This window comes from Micromonospora sp. NPDC007208 (assembly GCF_042869175.1).
GTDB classification, from domain to species: Bacteria; Actinomycetota; Actinomycetes; order Mycobacteriales; family Micromonosporaceae; genus Micromonospora; species Micromonospora foliorum.
This window is the reverse complement of record NZ_JBIAFG010000021.1, coordinates 1-22,049: the sequence shown is the minus strand read 5'-3', so window position 1 is coordinate 22,049 and position 22,049 is coordinate 1. Positions and strand designations below refer to the sequence as shown.

Sequence of the window (22,049 nt, the reverse complement as noted above, 5' to 3'; positions counted from 1 at the left end):
GATGGTGCTCCTACGGGCTCATGAGGGTGAGGAGTCGGTCGTTCACGTCCTGGACCGAGGGCTCGTCGCGCCAGGGGCGTAGCTGTCGGGCGGCGGCAAAGGCGAGGTTCAGTCCACCCCCGGCGCGGGTCCGCTCGATGACGTCGATGGCCTGCAGCAGGTAGGACGTTGCGGCGTCGACGTCGCGTTGAAGGATGCTGGCGAGGGCGAGATTGCCGAGTATGACGGCGGTGGATTTGCGGCGTGCGGCGATCAGTTGCCGGGCGTTCTCGAGCGCTGAGACGGCTTTGTCCGGCTTGTTGAGGGAGAGCCAGCAGGAGCCCGCCAGTCTCGCGTAATGGCTGGGGCAGAAGATGTCGGTGGCTGGATCTCGGGCATCGACGGCGGCGAAGTGAGTTTCAGCGGTACCGAGAGCGTCGGAGCAATCCCCGGCCTGACCGAGCATCGCGTGTGCCTCAGCCCGATGTAGTTGGGCGAGACCGGCAATGACGTGACTGTCGCTGTGGCTGACCGCGGCGGCGCGGGTGGTCAGAGTAAGACCGGTGTTGGGTTGCCTGCTGCCGTAGAGGGCGAGGTAGCTCTTGCGGAGCAACGCGTTGGCCTCGGTGACCGAGTCGCACGTTTCCTGGGCTGCGCCGATCGCTTGGTCGAAGTAGGCGGCGCTGGCGACATGGTCGCGCCGCTGCGAGGCGTCCCAGACGAGTTGACCCATCAACGTCGCGGACTCGGCGACCGCTGCCGCCAACTCGCGTTGAACCGGCCCGTTGCTGGCGTGCTGGCGAAGGAAGATTGCCTGACCGTGGAGTTGCCCGGCCTCGGCGAGCAGGAGCGTCGAGGGCGTCTGGTCGTAGCGCTCGTCGAGGCGTCGTACGCGCTCCCTCAGGTACGCCACGGCGATCAGGTCGACGCGGGCGGGGTGGCGCAGCACGTAGCCGAGACGCTCGTCGGGCGGTGACGGTGCCTGGCCGACGTCGGCCAGGAGGTCAGCCAGTTCCTCGATCGACAGCTTGAGGGCCGCAGCGAGACGCGGTCGGTGCCAGGGCTGCGGGTCAGTCTCCGCCCGTTCCCACCGCACGATGGTGGAGCGGTCGACGCCGAGGGCTTCGGCGAGGCGTTCCTGGCTCAGGCCGATCGTCTTGCGGCGCTGGGCAAGTCGGTGCCGACGCCGGTCCGCCACCTACCGACTCCCTTCGTCGCTATCCGTCACGGTCCATTCATCCAGCTCACACCGCGTGACGCAATGGGGATGCATCAGTTCTGCGCCGTTGCCGCGCTGGGCACCAGCGACCGTCGGGGCTTGTGTAGACGCACGGCCGAACGGGTGAGAGCAGAAGCCGCTGTGCAAGGCGTGGCGACTACGTGGGCTCTCGCCCGTTCCGCTGACATTCCAAGCCCGACCAACTGAGTGGGGAAAAAGTGAGCGCCCAGGAGCGAGACCGGCCCAGAGAGCACACCCCGCTGCGCCCGATCTGGCTCTGCCGTGCCTGCGGCCAACCCTGGCCCTGTGGGCGGGCGAAGCTCGCTCTCGTCACCGAGTACGACGGCAACCCGGTCAGCCTGTTCCTCTACCTGGCCAGCCTGCTCCATGACGCCATCGACGACCTGCACAAGCTCAACCCCACCACCACCGGGTGCGCCAGTGACATGTTCGACCGGTTCCTTGGCTGGCCCGCGCGCCACACCCGCTCCTACCGGAGGACTGAGATCGGCTCTCCGCAGCCCGAGGAGCCGGAAGCATGAAAGGCTCTCGCTCGCCCGGGCTTGGGAGTACATCATCATGCAGGGCAGTGTATTAACTTGCAGTCCTGTGTCGTCCTTGTTAATCTTCGCTGCATAGTCATGCGGAGGTGAGTATGGGGATCCGAGTCGCGGTCGCCGGAGCGAGCGGGTACGCCGGGGGTGAGCTGCTGCGCCTGGTCGCCGGGCACCCGGAGTTCGACCTGGTCGCCGCCACCGCGCACAGCCAGGCCGGGCACCGCGTGGACGTGGTGCACCCGCAGCTCACCGGGCTCGACCTGGTGCTCGGCGAGACCGACCCGACGGCCCTGGCCGACGCGGACCTGGTCTTCCTGGCCCTGCCGCATGGCCAGTCGGCCGCCCTCGCGGCCCACCTTCCGGCCGAGGTGCGGATCGTCGACCTGGGTGCGGACCACCGGCTGGCCGACCCGTACGCCTGGGCGCAGTACTACGGCGGCACGCACGCCGGGCAGTGGACCTACGGCCTGCCCGAGCTGCCCGGCCAGCGGGAGTTGATCGCCGGTTCCACCCGGGTGGCGAACACCGGCTGCTACGCCGCCGCGATCACCCTGGCGCTCGCGCCGCTGATCGCCGACGGCGCGGCCAGCCCCGCCGACGTGGTGGTGGTCGCCGCCTCCGGCACCTCCGGCGCCGGCCGGGCGGCGAAGCCGCACCTGTTGGCCAGCGAGGTGATGGGCGACCTGTCGCCGTACCGGGTGGGCACCCACCAGCACGTCCCGGAGATCAAGCAGGCCACCGGCGCGACAGGCCTGTCGTTCACCCCGGTCCTGGCGCCGATGCCGCGCGGCATCCTGGCCACGGTCACCGCGGTGCCGGCGCGCGGCGTCGACCCGCAGGACGTGCTGGCGCGGGCGTACGCGGACGCGCCGTTCGTGCACGTCCTGCCGGAGGGCCGCTGGCCGCACACCGCGGCCACCCTGGGCTCCAACTCGTGTCACCTGCAGGCCACCGTCGACGTCGACTCGGGTCGTCTGATCGTGCTCAGCGCGTTGGACAACCTGGGCAAGGGCGCGGCTGGTCAGGCCGTACAGAACGCCAATTTGATGCTCGGCCTGCCGGAGACGACGGGCCTGTCGATCTGGGGGACCGCGCCATGAGTGTCACCACCCCTCGGGGGTTCCGGGCGGCCGGCGTGGCCGCCGGGCTCAAGGCCAGCGGCGGCCCGGACGTCGCCCTCGTGGTCAACGACGGCCCGGACGCCGGTGTCGCCGGTGTCTTCACCACCAATCGGGTCAAGGCCGCGCCGGTGCGCTGGAGCCAGCAGGTCGTGCAGGGCGGTGTGGTCCGCGCCGTGGTGCTCAACTCCGGCGGCGCCAACGCCTGCACCGGCCCGGGTGGCTTCCAGGACACGCACGCCACGGCCGAGCACACCGCCGCCGCGCTGACCGCGGTCAGCCCACGGCTGATCCTCGGTGCCGGTGACGTCGCGGTCTGCTCGACCGGCCTGATCGGTGAGCGGCTGCCGATGCCGAAGCTGCTGCCGGGGGTCCGCTCGGCGATCCGCGGGCTGTCCCGTGATGGCGGCCTCGTCGCCGCCGAGGCGATCATGACCACGGACACCCGGCCGAAGACCACCGTGACCCGAGGCAGCGGCTGGACCGTCGGCGGCATGGCCAAGGGCTCCGGAATGCTCGCGCCGGGGATGGCCACCATGCTCTGCGTGCTGACCACCGACGCGGTGGCCGGTCCGGCGACGCTGGACGAGGCGTTGCGGGCGGCCACCCGGGTCACCTTCGACCGGGTCGACTCCGACGGCTGCATGTCCACGAACGACACGGTGTTGCTGCTGTCCAGCGGCGCGAGCGGCATCGAGCCGACGCCCACCGAGCTGGCCGCCGCCGTCACCGCGGCCTGCCACGACCTGGCCCAGCAGTTGGTGGCCGACGCCGAGGGCGCCACCAAGCAGGTCGCCATCGACGTGGTCGGCGCGGCGGACGAGGACGAGGCGGTCGAGGTGGGCCGTACGGTGGCCCGCAACAACCTGGTCAAGACGGCGCTGTTCGGCAACGACCCCAACTGGGGTCGGATCCTCGCGGCCGTCGGCACGACCGCCGCCGCGTTCGAGCCGGACGAGGTGGACGTGGCGGTCAACGGGGTGTGGGTGTGCCGGGGCGGCGCCGCCGCCGAGGACCGCTCGAAGGTCGACCTGACCGGGCGGGACGTGACCATCCGGATCGACCTGCACGCGGGTACGTCGGCCGCCACGATCTGGACCAACGATCTCTCCCACGCGTACGTGCACGAGAACTCGGCGTATTCGACATGAGTCTCAGCAGCGATTTGGCTCGCGCCCAGGTCAAGGCGGAGACGCTGATCGAGGCGCTGCCCTGGTTGGCGCGCTTCTCCGGCTCCACCGTCGTGGTCAAGTACGGCGGCAACGCGATGACCGATCCGGAGTTGCAGCGGGCGTTCGCGGCCGACATGGTCTTCCTGCGCTACGCGGGTCTGAAGCCCGTGGTGGTGCACGGTGGGGGTCCGCAGATCTCGGCGATGCTGGGTCGCCTCGGCATCGCCAGCGAGTTCCGGGGTGGTCTGCGGGTGACCACCGCCGAGGCGATGGACGTCGTCCGGATGGTGCTGGTCGGTCAGGTGGGCCGGGAGCTGGTGGGTTTGATCAACTCGCACGGTCCGTACGCCGTCGGCCTCTCCGGTGAGGACGCCCGGCTGTTCACCGCGGTGCGCCGTCCGGCGTACGTGGACGGGATGCCGGTCGACGTCGGCCAGGTCGGGGACGTCGAGTCGGTCGACGTGTCCGCGGTGACCGACCTGATCGCTGCCGGTCGGATTCCGGTGATCTCCACGGTGGCGCCGGACGTGGACGGGGTGCTGCACAACCTCAACGCGGACACCGCCGCCGCGGCGTTGGCCATCGCGTTGCGGGCCCGGAAGCTCGTGGTGCTCACCGACGTGGCCGGTCTGTACGCCGACTGGCCGGACACCACCAGCCTGGTCTCCGAGATCGTCGCGGACGACCTGGCCAAGCTGCTGCCCCGCCTGGAGTCGGGGATGGTGCCGAAGATGGAGGCCTGCCTGCGGGCGGTCCGTGGGGGAGTGCCCGCCGCGCACGTCGTCGACGGTCGGGTGGCGCACTCGACGTTGCTCGAGGTGTTCACCTCGGAAGGGTTCGGAACGATGGTGGTGCCGGGAGACGGGACGGACGCGACATGAGCACGTTGGCGCAGCGGTGGAAGCAGTCCATGATGGACAACTACGGCACACCGCCGTTGGCGTTGGTCTCCGGCGCCGGTGCCGTGGTGGTCGACGACGCCGGCCGGGAGTACCTGGACCTGGTGGGCGGCATCGCGGTCAACGCCCTCGGGCACGCCCACCCGGCCGTGGTGGCGGCGGTGTCGAAGCAGGTCGCGACCCTCGGGCACGTCTCCAACCTCTACGTGGCCGAGCCGCCGGTCGCCCTCGCCGAGCTGCTGTTGGCGCTCGCCGGTCGACCGGGCCGGGTCTTCTTCGCCAACTCGGGCGCGGAGGCGAACGAGGCGGCGTTCAAGCTCTCCCGGCGCACCGGCCGTACCCACGTGGTGGCCACCAGGGGCGGCTTCCACGGGCGCACCATGGGCGCGCTCGCGCTGACCGGCCAACCGGCCAAGGCCGACCCGTTCCGGCCGCTGCCCGGCGAGGTGACCCACGTCGACTACGGCGACGTCGCCGCCCTCGACGCGGCTGTCTCCGACGCCACCGCCATGGTGATCCTGGAACCCGTCCAGGGTGAGAACGGTGTGCTCGTCCCGCCGGCCGGCTACCTCGCCGCGGCCCGGCGGATCACCGCCCGGCACGGCGCGCTGCTGGTCCTCGACGAGGTGCAGACCGGCGTCGGGCGTACCGGGCACTGGTTCGCGCACCAGGCCGAGGGCGTGGAGCCGGACGTGGTCACCCTGGCCAAGGGGCTGGGGGGCGGGCTGCCCATCGGCGCGACGCTGGCCTTCGGCCCCGCCGCGGACCTGCTCACCCCCGGCTCGCACGGCACCACGTTCGGCGGCAACCCGGTCAGCTGCGCGGCGGCGCTCGCCGTGGTGGCGACCATCGCCAACGAGGGCCTGCTCGACAACGTCAAGCGGGTCGGTGAGCGGCTGCGTCGCGGCATCGAGGCGCTGGGCCACCCGCTGATCGCCGGCGTACGCGGTGCCGGTCTGCTGCTCGGCGTGGCGCTCACCGCGCCGGTGGCGTCGGTGTTGGCCGACGCCCTGCGGGAAGCCGGCTTCTTGGTCAACCCGGTGCAGCCGGGCGTGATCCGGCTGGCGCCACCGCTGATCCTCACCGCCGCCCAGGCGGACACGTTCCTCGCGGCGCTGCCCGCCGCACTGGACGCGACCGCCCCGGCCGCCGCCGGCGCGCAGACCGCACCCTCCACCCTGACCACCACGACGGGGACGACTCGATGACCCGGCACTTCCTGCGCGACGACGACCTCTCACCGGCCGAACAGTCCACGGTCCTCGACCTGGCGGCGCGGATGAAGGCGGACCGGTTCGGCCACCGGCCGCTGGTCGGCCCCCGGTCGGTGGCGGTGCTCTTCGACAAGCAGAGCCTGCGGACCAGGATCTCGTTCGACGCCGGGATCGCCGAGCTGGGCGGGCACCCCCTCGTTGTGGACACCCAGGTCACCCACTTCGGTCGCGGTGAGGCGCTCGCCGACGCGGGGCGGGTGCTGTCCCGCTACGTCGCGGCGATCGTGCTGCGGACTCACGGTGACGAGCGGATCGCCGAGGTGGCGGCGGGCGCCACCGTGCCGGTGGTCAACGCGCTCACCGACGGTTTCCACCCGTGCCAGCTGCTGGCCGACCTGCTCACCGTCCGCGAGCGGTGCGGTGGCACGGCCGGCCTAACCCTGGCGTACGTGGGGGACGGCGCGAACAACATGGCGCAGTCGTACCTGCTGGCCGGGGCGACGGCCGGGATGCACGTGCGGATCGCCGGCCCGGCCGGGTTCGCACCGGACCCGGACGTGGTGCGACGGGCCGCCCAGATCGCGGCGGAGACCGGCGGGTCGGTGCGGGTGCTGACCGACCCGGCCCAGGCGGTACGCGACGCCGACGTGCTGGCCACCGACACCTGGACGTCGATGGGGCAGGAGTCCGACGGGTTGGACCGGATCACCCCGTTCCTGCCGTACCAGGTCAACAAGGAGTTGCTCGGTCAGGCCGCGCCGGACGCGATCGTGCTGCACTGCCTGCCCGCGCACCGAGGCGAGGAGATCACCGACGAGGTGCTCGACGGCCCGCAGAGCGCGGTCTTCGACCAGGCCGAGAATCGGCTGCACGTGCAGAAGGCGCTGCTGACGTTCCTGCTGGGAACCGCGACGGACGGCGCCGCGATTGGCGACACCGCCGCCGGTGGCCCGCGATGACCGCGCCGCTGACCCGCGCGGCCCGGCACGCCCGGATCGTGGAGCTGATCCGCGACCGGGCGATCCGGTCGCAGACCGAACTGGCCGACCTGCTCGCCGCCGACGGTGTCGGCGTCACCCAGGCCACCCTCTCGCGGGACCTGGAGGAGTTGGGCGCGGTCAAGGTGCGCGGCGGCGACGGCCCGGCCGTCTACCTGATCCCCGAGGACGGGCAGCGACCGTTGCGCGACGCCGAGGCCGCGCCGGCCCGGCTGGTACGGCTGCTGCGCGAACTGCTCAACGGGGTCGACTCCAGCGGCAACATCGCCGTGCTGCGTACACCGCCGGGCGCAGCCCAGTACCTGGCCAGCGCGTTGGACCGGGCGGGCCTGCCCGAGATCGTCGGCACCATCGCCGGCGACGACACCATCCTCGTCGTGGCGCGTGACGCCGTCGGAGGGGCCGCACTCGGGGACAAGCTCGCCGGCTGGGCCCGCCGGGACGACACCGTTGAAGGGAACACCACGCCATGACCGAGCGGGTCGTGCTCGCGTACTCCGGTGGGTTGGACACCTCCGTCGCCATTCCGTACCTGTCCGAGCAGACCGGCGCCGAGGTGATCGCGGTCGCGGTCGACGTCGGGCAGGGCGGCGAGGACCTGGACGCCATCCGCCAGCGTGCCCTGGACTGCGGCGCGGCCGAGTCCGAGGTGGTGGACGCGCGCGACGAGTTCGCCGCCGACTACTGCCTGCCGGCCATCCGGGCCAACGCCCTCTACATGGACCGCTATCCCCTGGTGTCGGCGCTGTCCCGGCCGCTGATCGTCAGGCACCTGGTGGCGGCGGCGCGCAAGCACGGCGGCACGATCGTGTCGCACGGCTGCACCGGCAAGGGCAACGACCAGGTCCGGTTCGAGGTGGGCCTGAACGCGCTCGCCCCCGACCTGAAGATCATCGCGCCGGCCCGGGACTTCGCCTGGACCCGGGACAAGGCGATCGCCTTCGCCGAGGAGAAGGGGCTGCCGATCGACGTGTCGGCCAAGTCGCCGTACTCCATCGACCAGAACCTGTGGGGTCGCGCGGTGGAGACCGGCTTCCTGGAGGACATCTGGAACGCCCCCGTGGAGGACCTCTACTCGTACACCTCCGACCCGACCCAGGAGCGCGACCCCGACGAGGTCGTGCTGACCTTCGACGGCGGTGTGCCGGTGGCGATCGACGGTGAGACGGTCACCCCGTACCAGGCGATCCTGGAGCTCAACCGGCGCGCCGGCGCTCAGGGCGTGGGCCGGCTCGACATGGTCGAGGACCGCCTGGTCGGCATCAAGAGCCGAGAGGTGTACGAGGCGCCCGGCGCGATCGCGCTGATCACCGCCCACCAGGAGTTGGAGGCGGTGACCGTCGAGCGGGACCTGGCCCGGTTCAAGAAGGGCGTCGACCAGCGCTGGGGCGAACTCGTCTACGACGGGCTGTGGTTCTCGCCGCTGAAGGCGTCGCTGGACGCGTTCATCGACGACGCGCAGCGGCACGTGAGCGGCGAGGTGCGGATGATCCTGCACGGTGGCCGGGCCACGGTGACCGGCCGGCGCTCCGAGGCGAGCCTCTACGACTTCGGGATGGCGACCTACGACACCGGCGACACCTTCGACCAGTCTTTGGCCAAGGGCTTCGTGCAGCTGTGGGGGCTGCCGAGTCGGATGGCCGCCGCTCGGGACGCCCGGCTGGGCGGTGGCGGACAGTGACACGTGTGAGCGCGAAGACTGAGCAAGCGCGGCGAGCGGGCCCCGCAGTCGCGAGTGAGAGGCAACCAACGCAATGATGGGCGACGTGGACGACAAGAGCCTGACCGAGAACAGCGCCGCCACCAACCGGACGAGCCTCTGGGGTGGCCGGTTCGCGGGCGGCCCCGCCGAGGCGCTCGCCCGACTGTCGGTGAGCGTGCAGTTCGACTGGCGCCTGGCCCCGTACGACATCGCCGGTTCCCGGGCGCACGCCCGGGTCCTCGCCGGCGCCGGCCTGCTCGACCCGGAGGAGCTGGGTCGGATGCTGGCCGCGCTGGACGACCTGGAGGCCGCCTGCGCCTCCGGAACGTTCCGCCCCACCATCGACGACGAGGACGTGCACACCGCGCTGGAGCGCGGTCTGCTGGAGCGCCTCGGCAGCCTCGGTGGCAAGCTGCGCGCCGGCCGGTCCCGCAACGACCAGGTCGCCACCGACCTGCGGCTCTACCTGCGCGACCACGCCCGGGGCGTGGCCAGCCGCCTGGTGGAGCTGGCGGAGGCGCTGGTCGAGCAGGCCGAGCGGCACATCGACACGGCCGCGCCGGGCATGACCCACCTCCAGCACGCCCAGCCGGTCACCTTCGGGCACTGGCTGCTCGCCCACGTGCAGCCGCTGCTGCGTGATCTGGAGCGGCTGCGCGACTGGGACCATCGGGCGGCGATCAGCCCGCTCGGCGCGGGCGCCCTGGCCGGTTCCGGGCTCCCACTGGACCCGATGGCCGTGGCCAAGGAGCTGGGCTTCCGTACGTCGTTCGCCAACTCGATGGACGCCGTGGCCGACCGGGACTTCGTGGCCGAGTTCCTCTTCACCACCGCCCTGATCGGGGTGCACCTGTCCCGCCTCGGCGAGGAGGTGGTGCTCTGGACCTCGCACGAGTTCGGCTGGGTGGAGCTGGACGACTCGTTCGCCACCGGCTCGTCGATCATGCCGCAGAAGAAGAACGCGGACATCGCCGAGCTGGCCCGGGGCAAGTCCGGGCGTCTGGTCGGCGGCCTGATGACAGTGCTCACCATGCTCAAGGGCCTGCCGATGACCTACGACCGGGACATGCAGGAGGACAAGGAGCCGGCCTTCGACGCGGTCGACACCCTGGAGCTGCTGCTTCCGGCCCTGGCGGGAATGATCTCCACGATGACGGTCCGGGTGGACCGCCTCGTCGCCGCCGCCCCGGTGGGCTTCTCCCTCGCCACCGAGGTCGCCGACTGGTTGGTCCGACGCAACGTGCCGTTCCGCGACGCGCACGAGATCACCGGCCAGCTGGTGGCGCTCTGCGCGGCTCGGGAGTGCGAGCTGAACGACGTCTCCGACGAGGACCTGGCCGCGATCAGCGGGCACCTCGACCCGTCGGTGCGCGACGTGCTCTCGGTCCGGTCGGCTCTCGCCGCCCGGACCACCCCCGGTTCCACCGGGCCCGGGCCGGTCGCCGACCAGCTCGCCGCCGCAGCGGACCGGCTGGCGAGCTGGCGGGAGTGGGCCGCCGAGCGGGTCGTCCCGCGCTGACCGTGCGCCGTGGCGTCGGCGCTGGCCGCCGGCGCCGCGGCGGTTCAGGCCGTCGGGCGCTCCCGCTTCGGGAGCTTGGCCACCACCATGTCGTACGACGAGTCGACCGCCTCGGTCAGCTCCTCGTCGTCGATCCCGCCGTCCAGGCGCAGGGTGTTCCACCCGGACCGGCCGATGTAGGCCATCACGCTGGCGTCGTCGGGGTGCCGGTGCAACCACTCGTCGGCCACCTCCCGGGTCGGCCCGCACTTGATGCCGACCGTCGGCTTGCCCCCGTCGCTGCCGAGGAACGCGAAGATCCGGCTGCCCACCTTCACCACCTCGTCGCCCTCCCACGGCCGGTCCAGCCACGCTCCCGGCTTGGCCAGGCAGTACGCCAGCATCTCCGCGCGCTCCATGGGTGCCTCCTCGTCGTGCGCACAGTGTGCCCGCCCGACCGCCGTCGCGGGCGCGGCGTGCCGATCCGGGCGTCGGCTCGGGACGCGCCGGATCAGGGGGTCTGCTCGGACGAGCGGGCGGCGACCCGCTCGTAGCGCTGGCGGGCCGCCTGCGCGCTGCCCAGCCCCAGCCCGTACGCGATCGCCTGCCAGGTCAGCCCCCGGTCGCGGGCCAGCGTCAACAGGCCGGCCTCCAGGGCGTCCAGTTCGGCGCGGACGTGGGGCAGCAGGGTCAGCGCGGCGGTGAGGTCGGCGGCGTCGACCGGCTCCTCGGCGGGCTCGCGCTCGGCCCCGCCGGCGGCCAGCGCGGTGACCAGGGCCACCGCCTCCCACGGGTCCAGCACGTACGGGTGCGCCCAACGGCCCCGCCGGGTGTCGGTGCCGGCGTGCCGCTCGCTGATCCGCTGCAACGCCTCGTGGGTGCGGTGGGCGCGGGCCCGGCCCGGGTCCGGCGCGGTGAAGATGTCCTCGGTCGTCATACCCCGAGCACACCCCATGAACGCCCGGTTGTCAACAGAACGTTGAAGCCTGGCGGCACGGGCGGTGCCGTGCCGCCAGGCGACGCCTCAGAGCGCCAGGTCGAGCTGACGCTCGTCGTTGATGGGTGTGCAGTACGGGTCACAGGGGCTCGCGCTCACCACGCCGAACGCGACACCCGCCGCGAACGGACGCTCGACCGGGATCACCGCGATCCGCACCTGCTGGGTGCCCTCCGCGCAGGTGACCCTCCGAACCGTCGTGCCCGCGCGCATCGTCTGGCCGACCGCCTGCGCGACCTTGACCGTGACGTCGAACTCGAGGGCCTTCGAGCAGGTCACCGTGACCGGCACGATCGCCGCCGCGCCCTTCGCCTCGATCTTGCCGGTCGCGCCGAGTGCGATCGTGGGCAGCGCCGCGTTGTCGGCCTGCGCCGCGGCCCGCAGCGGGACGCTCGCGCTCGCCGCCGGGGTGAAGGCCAGCGTCGCGGCTGCCGCGACCAGGCCGGTGGCGATCAGTGGTCGCCGAATGCTCCGTACGGTCATGGTGACTCCTCCCGTTGTGTCGTCGCTCCGTGCGACGACATCGGGAACACTCCCGAGCCGGTGGTCGGGTTTCACTGTCCGGCCGACTGTCTGATGTGCGACGTGAGCCCTGTTCGGGTCGGCGCGGAGAGGTCGGCGGGGAGAGGTCGCCGCGCCCGGCCGGGTGCCGGGGTCGCGGGATGGGTACCGTCGGGGACATGGCCCTGTCGTCCGGCGACCCCACCACCGACGCCGACCTCGCGGCGCTGGCGGACCTGCTCGCCGGTCCGGTGCTGCCGGCGGCGCGCGGACTGCTGGGCTGCCGGCTGCACGCCGGCGGGGTCACCGTCCGGATCACCGAGGTCGAGGCGTACGCGGGAAGTGGCGGCGATCCCGCCTCGCACGCCCACCGGGGCCGCACCCCGCGCAACGCCGTGATGTTCGGCCCCGCCGGGTACGCCTACGTCTACTTCACCTACGGGATGCACTGGTGCGTCAACGTGGTCACCGGGGTCGAGGGGGAGGCCTCCGCCGTGCTGCTGCGCGCCGGTGAGGTGGTCGACGGGCTGGACACGGCACGGGAGCGCCGGCCGGCCATCCGGCGGGACGTGGACCTGGCCCGCGGGCCCGCCCGGCTCTGCTCCGCGCTCGGCATCGACCGCGAGGCGTACGGGGCGTACCTGCTCGGCGACGGCCCGGTCCGCCTGCGGCCCCCGGCCCGGCCGGTGCCGCCGGAGACGGTGGTGGCGGGTCCCCGGGTCGGCGTGACCGGCGCGCACGACCTGCCCTGGCGGTTCTGGCTGGACGCCGATCCCACGGTCAGCGCGTACCGCCGGCACGTGCCCCGCATCCGGCGCTGAGCGCGCCGTCCGGCGTGGGCGGCGGAGCCTGTCGGGGGATGTGGCCATAATCACCGGGCCTGCTCACCGACGGTTTTGGAGGACGTCATGGCAACACTGCTCGCGATCGGCACAGCCAAGGGATTGTTTCTCGCCACCAGCACCGACGACCGGCGCAGTTGGGAGATCACCGGTCCGCACTTCCCGATGACCGGTGTCTACGCGGTGGCTGTCGACACCCGTCGTTCCACCCCGCGGCTGCTCGCCGGCATGACCAGCTCACACTTCGGCCCCAGCGTCGCCACCAGCGACGACCTCGGCGCTTCCTGGGACGAGCCCGACCAGGCGCCGGTCGCGTTCCCGGCCGACACCGGCGTCTCCCTCGGGCGGGTCTGGCAGTTGATGCCGGCCGGCCCCGACGAGCCGGACGTCTTCTGGGCCGGCACCGAGCCCTCGGCGTTGTTCAAGTCCACCGACGGGGGCCGCAGCTTCGAGCTGGTCCGGTCCCTCTGGGACCACCCGCACCGGCCGCAGTGGGAGGCCGGCTTCGGTGGTCAGGCCGTGCACACCGTGCTGCCCCACCCGCGTGACCCGGCTCGGCTGCTGGTCGCCATGTCCACCGGTGGGGTCTACCGCTCGGAGGACGCCGGGGCGAGTTGGGCGCCGGGCAACACCGGCATCCGCGCCTACTTCATGCCCGACGAGTGGCCCGAGTTCGGCCAGTGCGTGCACAAGGTCGCCCGGGACGCCGGTAACCCCGAGCGGCTGTACGCGCAGAACCACCACGGTGTCTACCGCTCCGACGACGACGGCCGCACCTGGTCCTCGATCGCCGAGGGGCTACCCAGCGACTTCGGTTTCCCGATGGTGGCCCACCCGGGGCGCGGCGGCATGGTCTGGACCTTCCCGTTGGTGGCCGATGGCGAGCGGTTCCCGACCGACCACCGCTGCCGGGTGTTCCGGTCCGCCGACGCCGGCGGCAAGTGGGAGCCGCTGTCGGTCGGGCTGCCCGAGGGGCCGTTCTATCCGGCGGTGCTGCGGGACGCGATGTGCGCGGACGGCGCCAGCCCCGGTGGGGTCTACTTCGGCACCCGCTCCGGCTCGGTCTTCGCGAGCCGCGACGAGGGCGACTCCTGGTCGTCGGTCGCGGCGCACCTGCCCGACGTGCTCTGCGTTCGCGCCGCGGAGGTCTGAGCGTGGTCACCGTGCTGCTACCCGGCCCACTGCGCGGCGAGGCCGGGGGTGCGAGTCGGCTGGACGTCACCGCCGCCGGGACGCTGCGGGCGGTCCTCGACGAGATGGCCGTCGCGCATCCCCGGCTGGCCCGACGCATCCGCGACGAGCGCGGCGAGCTGCGCCGCTACGTCAACGTCTTCGTCGACGGGGAAGACTGCCGGCACTCCGGCGGGCTTGCCACCCCGGTCAAGGACGGCGCGGAAGTGCAGGTGTTGCCCTCGGTGGCGGGCGGCTGAGCGGGCCGACACCGGGGGAGTTCCCGACCGGTTGTCGCGTTGCGGGAGTGACCGCCGCCACTGCCAGGTGTCCCGCCGACGGAATAGTTGCGTCGTCAAATAAGTTGTGAGCTGCGTCCGGGTACCACGACGGCACCCGGTTGACACGCGAGGAGCTGGTCATGCAGTTCGGAGTCTTCACCGTCGGTGACGTCACGGTCGATCCGACCACCGGTCGGGAGCCGACCGAGCATGAGCGGATCAAGGCGATGGTCGCGATCGCGTTGAAGGCCGAGGAGGTCGGTCTGGACGTCTTCGCCACCGGCGAGCACCACAACCCGCCGTTCGTGCCGTCGTCACCGACCACGATGCTCGGCTACATCGCGGCGCGTACCGAGCGGCTGCTGCTGTCCACCGCCACCACGCTGATCACCACCAACGACCCGGTGAAGATCGCCGAGGACTACGCGATGCTCCAGCACCTGTCCGACGGCCGGGTGGACCTCATGATGGGCCGTGGCAACACCGGCCCGGTCTACCCGTGGTTCGGCAAGGACATCCGCGCCGGCATTCCCCTGGCCATCGAGAACTACGACCTGCTGCACCGGCTGTGGCGCGAGGACGTGGTCGACTGGAAGGGCAAGTACCGCACCCCGTTGCAGTCGTTCACCTCGACGCCGCGCCCGCTCGACGGCGTGCCCCCGTTCGTCTGGCACGGCTCGATCCGCAGCCCGGAGATCGCCGAGCAGGCCGCGTACTACGGCGACGGCTTCTTCGCCAACCACATCTTCTGGCCCAAGGAGCACACCCAGCGGATGATCGCGCTCTACCGCCAGCGGTACGCGCACTACGGCCACGGCTCCGCCGACCAGGCGATCGTCGGCCTCGGCGGGCAGGTGTTCATGCGCCGCAACTCGCAGGACGCCGTCCGCGAGTTCCGGCCCTACTTCGACAACGCCCCGGTCTACGGGCACGGGCCGTCGCTGGAGGAGTTCACCCGGGAGACCCCGCTGACCGTGGGCAGCCCGCAGCAGGTCATCGACCGCACGCTCGGCTTCCGGGAGTACGTCGGTGACTACCAGCGGCAGCTGTTCCTGATGGACCACGCCGGGTTGCCGCTGAAGACCGTGCTGGAGCAGCTCGACCTGCTCGGCGAGGAGGTCGTCCCGGTGCTGCGCAAGGAGTTCGACGCTCTGCGTCCGGCGCACGTGCCGGCGGCGCCGACGCACGCCTCGCTGGTCGCCGCGGCGGGCGGCGCCAAGGACAGCACCGTGCACGCCGTCGACGACGTGACGGGCAAGGCGCCGGAGGGGGCGACCCGATGACCCGCCGCACCCTGGCCGTCGTCTCGGCGGGGCTGAGCCAGCCCTCGTCGACCCGGCTGCTCGCCGACCAGCTCGCCGCGGCCACCCGCGACGAGTTGGTCCGGCGCGGCTCCGAGGTGGAGCTGCACGTCGTCGACCTGCGCGAGTACGCCCACGACGTGGTGAACAACATGCTCACCGGGTTCGCGCCGGCAGCGCTGCGCGAGGTCATCGACACGGTGACCGGGGCCGACGGGATCATCGCCGTCACCCCGATCTTCAGCGCGTCGTACAACGGGCTGTTCAAGTCCTTCTTCGACGTGTTGGATTCCGAGTCGCTGGTCGACCGGCCGGTGCTGATCGGCGCCACCGGCGGCACCGCCCGGCACTCGCTGGCACTGGAGCACGCCGTCCGCCCGATGTTCGCCTACCTTCGGTCGGTGGTGGTTCCGACCGCGGTCTTCGCCGCCCCGGAGGACTGGGCCGACGGCACCGCCGATGGCGCGTTGCGCGGTCGGATCCGGCGCGCCGCCGGGGAGTTGGCCGACCAGATCGAGCGCCGGCCACCGGCCACCGGGCCGGCCGACCCGTTCGCCCTCACCACCGACTTCCTGCAGATGCTCGGCCGAGGTGACGACGCGGCGGTCAGCTGACCGGGTGGGCGACCAGCGCCGGTCAGCTGACCGGGTGGGCGACCAGCACCGGGCAGTGCGCGTGGTGGATCGCCGCCTGACTGACCGACCCGAGCAGCAGGCCGGCGAACCCGGCCCGGCCCCGGGTGCCCACGACCAGCAGCGACGCCGTGCCGCTGGCCTCGATCAGCCCCTGGGCCGCGCCGGCCGCCCGGACCGGGTGCTCGCGTACCACCACGTCGGGGTGTTCGGCGCGTACCACGGCGGAGGCGTCGGCCAGGAGTCGCACCGCCTCGGCCTGGTACGCGGCCTGCGACTCCTCGATCTCCTCCGGCACCGTCCGGTCCCCGTCCAACGGGCCGACGTGCACCAGCACCAGGGGCACGTCCCGCAGCGCCGCCTCGTCGGCGCCGACGCCGACGGCGAGTCGGGACGACTCGGAGCCGTCGACGCCGACCAGCACCGGGCCGTCCACCGGGATCGGCTGCTCGTCCGGGCGGACCACCAGCACCGGGCAGTGCGCGTGCGCGGCCACCTGCGCGCCGACCGAGCCGAGCAGCAGCCCGGCGAACCCGCCCAGCCCACGGCTGCCCACCACGACCAGCTCGGCCCGGCGGGACTCCTCGATCATGGTGACCCCCGGGCCGCCGGCGACCTGACGGACCTCGACGACGAGGCCGGGCCACCGGCCGGTCAGCTCGGCCGCCGTGCGCTCCAACATCTTCTGCGCCTCCTCGGAGGGCACCGGCACCCCGACGTCGTACGGGTTGAGCGGCACGCCGTAGCCGGACGGATGCAGGTAGCCGTGCACCAGGAGCAGCGGCCGGGACCGGAGTAGCGCGGCCCGCGCCGCGTGTTCGGCGGCGACGAGGCTGGACGGCGATCCGTCCACGCCCGCCACGACAGGTCGGTTCATCGGCGCTCCCTGGGTCGGTCAGGTCATTGTCAGCCGCGCGGCGGTACCCGCGGGTCCGGACGCGCCGGCCCCGGCACTTCCGGCTGAATCCGCGCCTGCCTCCCTGTCACCCCTGTTGCGTACCCTCATCCGATGACTTCTGAGCTGCGGCTGCGTCCGGTCCTGGAGGACGACCTCGTCGAGTTCTTCCTGCACCAGCAGGACCCGGAGGCCAACCGGATGGCCGCGTTCGGCCCGAAGGACCCGTCCGACCACCGGGAGTTCGCCGCACACTGGGCCCGAGTCCTCACCAACCCGGCGAACCTGGTCCGCACCGTCGATGTCGACGGCGAGGTGGTCGGCTACGTGAGCGCCTTCCCGGCCGAGGGGCAGACCGAGGTCAGCTACTGGATCGACCCGGCGCGCTGGGGCCGGGGTCACGCCACGGCGGCGCTGGCCGCCCTGCTGCGCGAGCTGCCCCGGCCGGTGCACGCCCGCGCCGCCAAGGACAACGCCGCCTCCCTCGCGGTGCTCCGCAAGTGCGGGTTCGTGGTGGTCGGTGAAGACTCGGGGTACGCCAACGGCCGCGGCGAAGACGTCGAGGAGTGGCTGCTGGAGCTGCCCGCCGACGGCCCTGACCTGGGCGGGCACTAGTCTCGCGGCGTGAACTGGTTGGATCTCGTCGGCTGGGCCGGCTCCGCGGTGCTGGTCTGGTCGCTGCTGCAGTCGCGCGTCCTGCGGTTGCGGGCGCTCAACCTCGTCGGCAGCGTCGTGCTGATCGGCTACAACGCCGCGATCGAGGTCTGGCCCATGGTCGGGCTCAACGTCGTGCTCGCGGCGATCAACATCTGGTACCTGCGCGGGATGCTCGTCACCCGGCACGACGAGAAGACCTACCAGGTGGTGGAGGTCGGTGTCGACGACCAGTTCCTCGCGCACACGCTGCGGGTGCACGCCGCCGACATCGCCCGGTTCAACCCCGGCTTCCACTGGGCCCCGGACGCGTCGGGGCGCTCGGCGTTCCTCGTGGTCACTGCCGACGAGGTGGTCGGGGTGGTGCTGTCGCACGCCGAGGCGCCCGGCGTCGCCCAGATCGACCTGGACTACGTGACCCCGAAGTTCCGTGACTTCACCCCGGGCGAGTTCGTCTACCGGCGCAGCCACCTGTTCACCGAACGCGGCTTCCACCGGGTGGTCAGCCCACCGCGAATGATCGCCCCCTACTACCACCGGCTCGGCTTCCGCCCGGAGGGCGACTCGTACGTCCTCGACCTGCCCGTCCCGGTGACCACCGATTCGGCGTAGCGTCGCCGTCGCAGGATTCGGCCGGCGCCGGACGGGGCAAAGACAGGCCTACGCCGGGCGGGCTCGCCGACCGGCGGGTGCCGCGCGTAGCGGCCGGTGCCACCACCACGAGGGAGCGAACCGGGCGTGCAGAGCTACGGGAGCCAACTGGCCCTGGTCGGAGTCCTGGTCGTGATCAACGCGCTCTTCGCGGGCAGCGAGATGGCGTTGGTGTCGCTGCGAGACAGTCAGATCCAGCGGTTGGAGCGGACCAGCCGGGCCGGGCGGGTGCTGGCCCGACTGGCCAAGGACCCGAACCGCTTCCTGGCCACCATCCAGATCGGTATCACCCTCGCCGGTTTCCTGGCCTCCGCCGCGGCGGCGGTCTCGCTGGCCAAACCCCTGGTGCCGCTGCTCGGCATGTTCGGCGGCGCCGCCGAGACGGTGGCCATCGTGGCGGTCACCCTCGCGCTGACCTTCGTCACCCTGGTCTTCGGCGAGCTGGCACCGAAGCGGATCGCCATGCAGTCCGCCGAGCGGTGGGCGCTGCTGGTGGCCCGCCCACTCGACCTGCTCGCCAGCCTCACCCGGCCGGCCGTCTGGGCGCTCGGTGCCACCAGCGACGTGGTGGTCCGCCTGGTCGGGCTCAACCCCAAACACCAGCCGGAGGAGATCGGCCCGGACGAGCTGCGCGACATCGTCGCCGGCAACCACGGCTTCACCAAGGAACAGCGCATCATCATCGCGGGCGCCGTGGAGATCGCCGACCGGCGGTTGCGGGCTGTCCTCGTACCCCGGTTGCAGGTCTTCACGCTCGACAGCGGGACCACCGCGGAGGCCGCGCGGCTCGTGCTGGCCGCCACCGGGCACTCCCGGGCGCCGGTCGTGCGCCACGGCGGCCTGGACGACACGGCCGGAGTGATCCACCTGCGTGACCTGGTGGGCGTGCCCGACGACCGACCGGTCGACGAGATCGCCCGACCGCCGATGCTGTTGCCCGACTCGCTACCGGTGGTGGACGCGCTGCGCCAGTTCAAGGCCGAGCGTCAGCACATCGCGCTCGTCGTGGACGAGCGCGGCGCCGTCGACGGCATCGTGACGCTGGAGGACATCCTGGAGGAGATCGTCGGCGAGATCTACGACGAGACCGACCGGGATGTGCGCTCGGTGCGCCGCGACCCCGACGGCGCGCTGCTGCTGCCCGGCACCTTCCCGGTACACGACCTGCCGGACATCGGCGTGGAGCTGCCGTCGCGCCCGGCCGGTGACTACACCACCGTCGCAGGGTTGGTGCTGGCCCGGCTCGGGCACATCCCCACCGTCGCCGGGGAGGACGTCACGCTGGACGGCTGGGTGCTGGTGGTGGCCGGCATCGACCACCGGGCGATCACCGAGGTACGGGTCAGCCGCGTACCCGACGAAGCCGACAGCGACGCCGACACCGACGAGGCCGCCGAACCGGTGCTGGACGAGGCCCGCAGTTGACCCGTGCGGCGGACGCCGTCGCTCAGTCGCGCGACAGGTTCTGCAGCCGGACCTGACCACGGGCGACCAGCCGCTCGTCGCCGTCGGTGATCTCCACCTGCCAGAGCTGCTGGCTGCGGCCCCGGTGCACCGGCGTGCCGACCGCGGTCAGCTCGCCGTCCCGGACGGCCCGCAGGAAGTCGGTCTGGTTCGACACCCCGACCACCGTGCCCCGGTCGGCCAGCCAGAGGGCGCCACCCACGCTGGCCGCGGTCTCCACGACCGAGCAGTACACCCCGCCGTGCTGGATGCCGACCGGCTGGTGCAGCTCCGGCCGGACCTGCCAGCTGATGACCACCCGGTCGGCGCTGGCCTCCTCGAACTTGAGGCCGAGCAGGGCGACGAAACCGCCCGTCAGATCCGGAATCTCCATGACAAAGCCCTCCTCGATCAACGGGGCGCAAGCCTAGCCGGGGAGGGTTGCGGCAAACCCGGTACGGGTAGGTGCCGGCGATGGGGGAGAATCGGTGACCGTGACCGACAGCAGCCCTCCGCCGCCCGGGCGGGACTCCCTGACCGACGACCTGCTCTGGCGTGGCCTGATACAGGACTCGACCGGCCTCGACGAGCTGCGCGAGCTGCTCGACGGTGGGAAGTCCGCCACGTACTACGTGGGGTTCGACCCCACCGCCCCGAGCCTGCACGTCGGCAACCTCATGCAGGTCCTCATGGCCCGCCGGCTGCAACTCGCCGGCCACCGCCCGTTGCTGCTGGTCGGCGGGGCCACCGGGCAGATCGGTGACCCGAAGGAGAGCGCCGAACGGACACTCAACCCGCCCGACGTGATCGCCGGCTGGGTCGAGCGCATCCGCGAGCAGCTGGCGCCGTTCGTGTCGTACACCGGCGAGAACGCGGCCCAGTTGGTCAACAACCTGGAGTGGACCGGCGAGATGTCGGTGGTCGAGTTCCTCCGCGACGTGGGCAAGCACTTCCCGGTGAACAAGATGCTGGCGCGGGAGGTGGTGCGGGCCCGCCTGGAGACCGGCATCAGCTTCACCGAGTTCAGCTACCAGTTGCTGCAGGCCAACGACTTCTTCGAGCTGCACCGCCGGCACGGCTGTCAGCTCCAGTTCGGCGGGTCCGACCAGTGGGGCAACATCACCGCCGGCGTCGACTACGTCCGCCGGCGTGGGGCGGGGCCGGTGCAGGCGTTCACCACGCCGCTGGTCACCAAGGCCGACGGCACGAAGTTCGGCAAGAGCGAGGGCGGCTCCGTCTGGCTCGACCCCACGATGACCAGCCCGTACGCCTTCTACCAGTTCTGGCTCAACGTCGAGGACCAGGAGGTCGACCGCTACCTGCGGTACTTCAGCTTCCGCACCCGCGACGAGTTGGAGGAGCTGGCGAAGGCCACCGCCGAGCGGCCGGCGGCCCGTCTGGCGCAGCGGGCGCTCGCGGAGGAGCTGACCACCCTGGTGCACGGCGCCGACGAGGCTCGGCAGGCGGTCGCCGCCAGTCAGGCGCTCTTCGGCCGTGGGTCGCTGGACGAGCTGGCCCCGGAGACGCTACGCGCGGCGTTGACCGAGGCCGGCCTGGTGCGTCTGTCCGGCGAACTGCCGGATGTGGCGGGCCTGTTGCGGGACTCCGGGCTGGTGGGCGGCCTGAAGGAGGCCCGTCGGGTGATCGCCGAGGGTGGTGCCTACGTCAACAACAACCGGGTGACCGAGGTGGACGCCACGGTGTCGCCGGCGGATCTGCTGCATGGGCGATACCTGGTCCTGCGTCGGGGAAAGCGCTCGTTCGCAGGCGTTGAGCTGGGTGAATAGCCGCCCGTCGACGATGTGACCGGGGACGCGTCCGGCGGATTTGACGATCATCCCGCCGGACGCGTAACTTTCTCTCTGTCAGCGCGGAACGGACGAAACAGGCGAAAGCCTGAGGCGGCCGGAGCGCGGGAATGACCGCCGGGTCAGAGGGGTTGTACCTCTCGGGACCGGTGCCGGGTGGTGCCCCCAAGGTTCGCCGCGAGGCGGATTTGGAGCGGCGGAACCGACCGGGTAAGGTTAACGACCGGCAGGGCACCGGGCGAGCTTGCGGGAAACCGCAGCGGCCGGCCTGCCAAATCCGTGACGAGAGCGGCGCGAGCCGGTCGAGACATGGTGCCCGCAATATTCGGGTGAAGCACGACGAACCGCGAAATATCGGTTTGACACGGCGGAAACGAGCGGGTAACGTAGTAAAAGTGCCTGGCGCTGGAAAGCGTTGGGGATGCGGTTCGGATAGCCCCGGTTGGGGTTCCACTGTGGTGGGGCTTCTGGTCGGTGTGTGGTTGTTCTTTGAGAACTCAACAGGGTGCTTGTAAAGC

General features: G+C 72.0%; 24 protein-coding genes. 18 read left to right on the top strand and 6 right to left on the bottom strand.

Annotated elements, in window-relative coordinates:
- Positions 1–10 precede the first annotated feature (10 nt).
- On the bottom strand, positions 11–1,177 hold the full coding sequence (locus ACFYL6_RS29795) for a helix-turn-helix transcriptional regulator (protein WP_387176360.1): 1,167 nt from the start codon (positions 1,175–1,177) through the stop codon (positions 11–13).
- 239 nt (positions 1,178–1,416) lie between these two features.
- Between ACFYL6_RS29795 and ACFYL6_RS29790 the strand changes: the two genes are divergently transcribed.
- The 9 genes from ACFYL6_RS29790 to argH all read left to right on the top strand — a co-directional run bounded on the left by ACFYL6_RS29790 (position 1,417) and on the right by argH (position 10,377).
- Complete coding sequence (locus tag ACFYL6_RS29790; RefSeq protein ID WP_238660130.1) at positions 1,417–1,740, top strand: hypothetical protein; 324 nt, start codon at positions 1,417–1,419, stop codon at positions 1,738–1,740.
- Positions 1,741–1,853: 113 nt separating this feature from the next.
- Positions 1,854–2,855 (top strand): N-acetyl-gamma-glutamyl-phosphate reductase, encoded by a 1,002-nt coding sequence (argC, locus tag ACFYL6_RS29785; protein WP_387176358.1) that lies wholly within the window; start codon positions 1,854–1,856, stop codon positions 2,853–2,855.
- Positions 2,852–4,024 (top strand): bifunctional glutamate N-acetyltransferase/amino-acid acetyltransferase ArgJ, encoded by a 1,173-nt coding sequence (gene argJ / locus ACFYL6_RS29780; RefSeq protein WP_387176356.1) that lies wholly within the window; start codon positions 2,852–2,854, stop codon positions 4,022–4,024. The genes argC and argJ overlap by 4 nt, the downstream gene beginning before the upstream one ends.
- Positions 4,021–4,926 carry an acetylglutamate kinase gene (argB, locus tag ACFYL6_RS29775; protein ID WP_387176354.1) on the top strand — a complete coding sequence of 302 codons (906 nt, stop codon included), beginning with the start codon at positions 4,021–4,023 and terminating at the stop codon, positions 4,924–4,926. Before argJ ends, argB begins: the two co-directional genes overlap by 4 nt.
- Positions 4,923–6,152 (top strand): acetylornithine transaminase, encoded by a 1,230-nt coding sequence (locus ACFYL6_RS29770; protein ID WP_387176352.1) that lies wholly within the window; start codon positions 4,923–4,925, stop codon positions 6,150–6,152. The genes argB and ACFYL6_RS29770 overlap by 4 nt, the downstream gene beginning before the upstream one ends.
- The gene (argF, locus tag ACFYL6_RS29765) at positions 6,149–7,117 is read left to right on the top strand and encodes an ornithine carbamoyltransferase (protein WP_387176350.1); all 969 of its coding nucleotides are present in this window, start codon (positions 6,149–6,151) and stop codon (positions 7,115–7,117) included. Before ACFYL6_RS29770 ends, argF begins: the two co-directional genes overlap by 4 nt.
- Positions 7,114–7,629 carry an arginine repressor gene (locus ACFYL6_RS29760; RefSeq protein ID WP_387176348.1) on the top strand — a complete coding sequence of 172 codons (516 nt, stop codon included), beginning with the start codon at positions 7,114–7,116 and terminating at the stop codon, positions 7,627–7,629. The genes argF and ACFYL6_RS29760 overlap by 4 nt, the downstream gene beginning before the upstream one ends.
- Positions 7,626–8,837 (top strand): argininosuccinate synthase, encoded by a 1,212-nt coding sequence (locus ACFYL6_RS29755; protein ID WP_387176346.1) that lies wholly within the window; start codon positions 7,626–7,628, stop codon positions 8,835–8,837. The genes ACFYL6_RS29760 and ACFYL6_RS29755 overlap by 4 nt, the downstream gene beginning before the upstream one ends.
- Before the next feature lie 76 nt (positions 8,838–8,913).
- Complete coding sequence (argH, locus tag ACFYL6_RS29750) at positions 8,914–10,377, top strand: argininosuccinate lyase (protein ID WP_387176344.1); 1,464 nt, start codon at positions 8,914–8,916, stop codon at positions 10,375–10,377.
- 44 nt (positions 10,378–10,421) lie between these two features.
- On the opposite strand, the gene ACFYL6_RS29745 is transcribed toward argH, so the two are convergent.
- The 3 genes from ACFYL6_RS29745 to ACFYL6_RS29735 form a co-directional block, all read right to left on the bottom strand.
- Positions 10,422–10,775, bottom strand: a complete 354-nt coding sequence (locus ACFYL6_RS29745) for an MmcQ/YjbR family DNA-binding protein (protein WP_387176342.1) — start codon at positions 10,773–10,775, stop codon at positions 10,422–10,424.
- A 92-nt stretch (positions 10,776–10,867) separates the two neighbouring features.
- Positions 10,868–11,293, bottom strand: coding sequence for a DNA-binding protein (locus ACFYL6_RS29740; protein WP_387176340.1), 426 nt, complete (start codon positions 11,291–11,293; stop codon positions 10,868–10,870).
- 87 nt (positions 11,294–11,380) lie between these two features.
- Positions 11,381–11,836, bottom strand: a complete 456-nt coding sequence (locus ACFYL6_RS29735; RefSeq protein ID WP_387176338.1) for a hypothetical protein — start codon at positions 11,834–11,836, stop codon at positions 11,381–11,383.
- A 197-nt stretch (positions 11,837–12,033) separates the two neighbouring features.
- On the opposite strand from ACFYL6_RS29735, the gene ACFYL6_RS29730 reads away from it, so the two are divergent.
- The 5 genes from ACFYL6_RS29730 (at position 12,034) to ACFYL6_RS29710 (ending at position 16,062) form a co-directional block, all read left to right on the top strand.
- On the top strand, positions 12,034–12,675 hold the full coding sequence (locus ACFYL6_RS29730) for a DNA-3-methyladenine glycosylase (RefSeq protein ID WP_387176336.1): 642 nt from the start codon (positions 12,034–12,036) through the stop codon (positions 12,673–12,675).
- Positions 12,676–12,762: 87 nt separating this feature from the next.
- A complete protein-coding gene (locus tag ACFYL6_RS29725; protein WP_387176334.1) occupies positions 12,763–13,848 on the top strand; it encodes a WD40/YVTN/BNR-like repeat-containing protein in 1,086 nt (361 codons plus the stop codon).
- A gap of 2 nt (positions 13,849–13,850) precedes the next feature.
- A complete protein-coding gene (locus ACFYL6_RS29720; RefSeq protein ID WP_387176332.1) occupies positions 13,851–14,126 on the top strand; it encodes a ubiquitin-like small modifier protein 1 in 276 nt (91 codons plus the stop codon).
- A 161-nt stretch (positions 14,127–14,287) separates the two neighbouring features.
- Positions 14,288–15,430: an LLM class flavin-dependent oxidoreductase gene (locus ACFYL6_RS29715; protein WP_387176330.1), complete on the top strand. Its 1,143-nt coding sequence runs from the start codon at positions 14,288–14,290 to the stop codon at positions 15,428–15,430.
- Positions 15,427–16,062 (top strand): FMN reductase, encoded by a 636-nt coding sequence (locus ACFYL6_RS29710; protein WP_387176328.1) that lies wholly within the window; start codon positions 15,427–15,429, stop codon positions 16,060–16,062. The genes ACFYL6_RS29715 and ACFYL6_RS29710 overlap by 4 nt, the downstream gene beginning before the upstream one ends.
- 22 nt (positions 16,063–16,084) lie before the next feature.
- Here ACFYL6_RS29710 and ACFYL6_RS29705 read toward each other — a convergent pair whose 3' ends face one another.
- Complete coding sequence (locus tag ACFYL6_RS29705; RefSeq protein ID WP_387176326.1) at positions 16,085–16,957, bottom strand: universal stress protein; 873 nt, start codon at positions 16,955–16,957, stop codon at positions 16,085–16,087.
- Between the two features lie 132 nt (positions 16,958–17,089).
- Here ACFYL6_RS29705 and ACFYL6_RS29700 point away from each other — a divergent pair, with 132 nt between their 5' ends.
- The 3 genes from ACFYL6_RS29700 to ACFYL6_RS29690 all read left to right on the top strand — a co-directional run bounded on the left by ACFYL6_RS29700 (position 17,090) and on the right by ACFYL6_RS29690 (position 19,705).
- Positions 17,090–17,590, top strand: a complete 501-nt coding sequence (locus tag ACFYL6_RS29700) for a GNAT family N-acetyltransferase (protein ID WP_387176324.1) — start codon at positions 17,090–17,092, stop codon at positions 17,588–17,590.
- Between the two features lie 9 nt (positions 17,591–17,599).
- Entirely contained in the window at positions 17,600–18,241 is a 642-nt protein-coding gene (locus ACFYL6_RS29695) for a hypothetical protein (RefSeq protein ID WP_387176322.1), read from the top strand.
- Positions 18,242–18,367: 126 nt separating this feature from the next.
- Entirely contained in the window at positions 18,368–19,705 is a 1,338-nt protein-coding gene (locus tag ACFYL6_RS29690) for a hemolysin family protein (RefSeq protein WP_387176320.1), read from the top strand.
- A gap of 22 nt (positions 19,706–19,727) precedes the next feature.
- Here ACFYL6_RS29690 and ACFYL6_RS29685 read toward each other — a convergent pair whose 3' ends face one another.
- The gene (locus tag ACFYL6_RS29685) at positions 19,728–20,117 is read right to left on the bottom strand and encodes a PaaI family thioesterase (protein ID WP_387176318.1); all 390 of its coding nucleotides are present in this window, start codon (positions 20,115–20,117) and stop codon (positions 19,728–19,730) included.
- A 100-nt stretch (positions 20,118–20,217) separates the two neighbouring features.
- Between ACFYL6_RS29685 and tyrS the strand changes: the two genes are divergently transcribed.
- Complete coding sequence (tyrS, locus tag ACFYL6_RS29680) at positions 20,218–21,510, top strand: tyrosine--tRNA ligase (RefSeq protein WP_387176486.1); 1,293 nt, start codon at positions 20,218–20,220, stop codon at positions 21,508–21,510.
- Positions 21,511–22,049 lie beyond the last annotated feature (539 nt).